Here is a 2,968-nt window from a genome sequence, read left to right as displayed (position 1 = left end):
ACCAGCTTGCAAATGATTGTCCTTTCCTTCATTTCTCTCCTATTACGAAGATTTTAAACAGGTTCTAACGCAAAACCCATACTCACCAAACTCAATGCATTACTTGCAATTAAGTTTCCTGGATGCCAGTGTCAAGCTACTCGGATGACACCATTCTTTTTCCTGGATCCCAGTGCTTGACACTGGGATCCAGTTTTTCGTATAATTTTGTCAAAATCTATTGTGCTAGCAAGTTCACTAGCGTCACGCGCTGGTCTGTTAGGCATTTACGTGTAGGGTGAAGAAATTTTGAAAAAGACATACCAAATATGAAAGGCCTATATATTAAAACTTACGGCTGTCAGATGAACGTTTATGACTCCGTTTTAATGGAAAATGTAATTAAACCTTTGGGGTTCAACGTTGTTAGTGATGCAGGGAAAGCCGATTTAGTGATACTGAATACTTGTCACATTAGAGAGAAGGCAGCAGAAAAACTTTACTCAGAGCTTGGGAAGATTCATTCGTTACGAAAAGAAATGACTATAGTGGTGGCTGGGTGTGTAGCGCAAGCAGAGGGAGAAGAAGTGTTCAGAAGGGCTCCTTTTGTTGATATTGTTGTTGGTTCGCAGAGTATCGCTACCTTACCGGAGCTGATAGTCAAAGCAAGCAGAAGTAAAGGTCATGTAATAAACACTGATTTTCCTGAAGTTGCAAAGTTTGATAAATTGCCAGATGAATGCTATGGCAATAGCCAGGGGTCTTCTGCGTTTCTTGCCATACAAGAGGGTTGTGATAAATTTTGTACGTTTTGTGTAGTGCCCTATACTCGTGGAGCTGAGTATTCACGGCCAATGAATGAAATATTTCGTGAAGCATTGAAATTAGTTGCAAATGGGGCAAATGAGATCAATTTGCTTGGTCAGAACGTCAATGCTTACCATGGGGAGTGCGAAGGGGAAGTGTGGGATTTAGGAAAATTAATTAGTCATATTGCTAAAATTGAAAAGCTAGAGAGGATTCGTTATACAACTTCTCATCCAAGAGATATGCATGAATCTCTCTACTTGGCACATGCGGAAGAGCCAAAGCTCATGCCGTTTGTTCACCTGCCTGTGCAGTCTGGTTCGAATAAAATATTGCACGCGATGAACAGGAAACACACTGCAGAGGAGTATTTGGAAATAATAGACAGATTTCGCAAATTGAAACCTGAAATCGAATTTTCTTCTGATTTTATTGTTGGTTTTCCTGGAGAAACCGAAAAAGATTTTGAAGAAACTATGAAATTAGTAGAAAAAGTTAGATATGCTCAGGCTTATAGTTTTAAATACAGCCCAAGACCAGGCACACCGGGAGCGGAAAGAAAAGATCAAGTACCAGAAGAGGTTAAAACAGAGCGCCTTCTTCGTTTACAGAAATTAATTAGTAAGCAACAACTTGAGTTTAACCAGAGTATGGTAGGCAAAACTATACCTGTTCTATTTAGCGATAAAAAAGGTAAACACCAAAACCAAATTATTGGTAAAAGCCCATATATGCAATCAGTGTGCATTGATGATCCTGAAGGTAAATACAGAGACAAAATAGTAAACGTGAAAGTGTTGGAAGCTCGGCAAAATAGTTTGTTGGGGTGTGCCTTTTACTGATTTTGAGCAGCGTTAAATATAAGTCTTAAGCAAAGAGTATTGAAAAAATGCAATCATAATCTTTTTCAAAAGTTACAAAGTTTAATTGCTACCTCTGCTGAACGGGTACCTTAAATCTACAAATAGTAGTCTTGAGCTTACCTATATCAATTTTTTGTACAAGATGAGTTAGTAATAACTTTATGTATAAAATTGAAGAAGAATAAAAATACAATAACGAGCATTAAATTAAATATTCCCACCTTTAAAAAACCCTCTTTATATATTTCTAAAGATTCTAAATAATTTATTTTACCATTTACTGAAGGAACTGACATAAATTTTGATATTGCAACTCCGGCTAGGTTAGAAAACGCTAATGACAGCATTACTATACCCATCACTACTCCTCTAAGGTTTTTGGGGGCTAGTGTAGTTGCTTGTTCTTGGACTAATGGAGCAATACATAACTCTCCCAGTCCCATAAAGGAGATAGCAATTATTAAATATAAGTATTCTACTTTACCTTCAATGTTAGAGTTTAAACATCCTATGTACAGTGTGAAAAAACACATAGCCATTGTCAGAAGGCCAAGGGTAAATATGGAAGTTGCATATTTTTGCTTAAACTTCATGTATGTTCCAAAAAGAAAGCCAAATATTATAATTGACAAAGGATTTATGGCTTGAGAAACTGAAGCTGGGATTGTTGTACCTAATACATGGTTAATAACGTTTCTTTCGGTGAATAAGTTAACCAAAGAGCCAAGCTGCATTTCTAAAGCAAAAAAACACAAGAAAAATACCACAAGAATAGATAATGCCACTAATTTTCGTCTTTGTTCTGCTGATAATTTAGATATTATATAAATAAATATGCCCAGAGCTGTTATTCCAATAAATATGAGCATATTAGTAAAAAATTCACTATATATAAGCATTTTAGCAATTATTGATGATGACAGAAAGCTTCCTATCAATACTATACCAAAAATTTTAATCCCTAATATGCGCTTATTCATAAGCTCTGGATAAGGAGAAAGGCCGCTATCTCCTAAAAGATTCTGAAATTTGAGAAAAAAGATTAGCCCTATAGACATCTCAATACCAGCTAAACCAAAGCTGTAGTGCCAGCCAAACAAGTGGGCTACATAACCACATGAAATAGAAGCCAATATTGCTCCAATATTCACACCTACGTAAAATAAAGTAAAGCCTCTGCTACGTTCAGGATCGTCTTTGCCATAGCATGAACTAAGTAAGTTAGTTACGTTCCCTTTAAACATACCAGTACCTACCCCTACAACAACATTGCAAGCATTGATTTTTCTCCATATGAAAAGAGTCTGGAAGCTCTTTTA

The 2,968-nt window shown here is 36.3% G+C and carries 3 protein-coding genes; 1 reads left to right on the top strand and 2 read right to left on the bottom strand.

Translation table 11 applies throughout. The annotated features are described in order from the left end of the window. Positions 1–131: 131 nt before the first annotated feature. The gene (locus OZD63_RS06050; protein WP_274979755.1) at positions 132–266 is read right to left on the bottom strand and encodes a hypothetical protein; all 135 of its coding nucleotides are present in this window, start codon (positions 264–266) and stop codon (positions 132–134) included. Positions 267–308: 42 nt separating this feature from the next. Between OZD63_RS06050 and miaB the strand changes: the two genes are divergently transcribed. After that, positions 309–1,628, top strand: coding sequence for a tRNA (N6-isopentenyl adenosine(37)-C2)-methylthiotransferase MiaB (gene miaB, locus OZD63_RS06045; protein WP_274979756.1), 1,320 nt, complete (start codon positions 309–311; stop codon positions 1,626–1,628). A gap of 146 nt (positions 1,629–1,774) precedes the next feature. Here miaB and OZD63_RS06040 read toward each other — a convergent pair whose 3' ends face one another. After that, a complete protein-coding gene (locus OZD63_RS06040; RefSeq protein ID WP_275008379.1) occupies positions 1,775–2,932 on the bottom strand; it encodes a peptide MFS transporter in 1,158 nt (385 codons plus the stop codon). Positions 2,933–2,968 lie beyond the last annotated feature (36 nt).

It is taken from the genome of Wolbachia endosymbiont of Drosophila leontia, assembly GCF_028981785.1.
Lineage (GTDB): Bacteria > Pseudomonadota > Alphaproteobacteria > Rickettsiales > Anaplasmataceae > Wolbachia > Wolbachia pipientis.
The sequence above is the reverse complement of the archived record's forward strand: the minus strand, read 5'-3'. Positions and strand labels throughout refer to the sequence as shown.

Coding starts and splice junctions, on each gene's coding strand:
- OZD63_RS06050 (WP_274979755.1), bottom strand. CDS start 266: ATGCCTAACAGACCAGCGCGTGACGCTAGTGAACTTGCTAGCACAATA.
- miaB (WP_274979756.1), top strand. CDS start 309: ATGAAAGGCCTATATATTAAAACTTACGGCTGTCAGATGAACGTTTAT.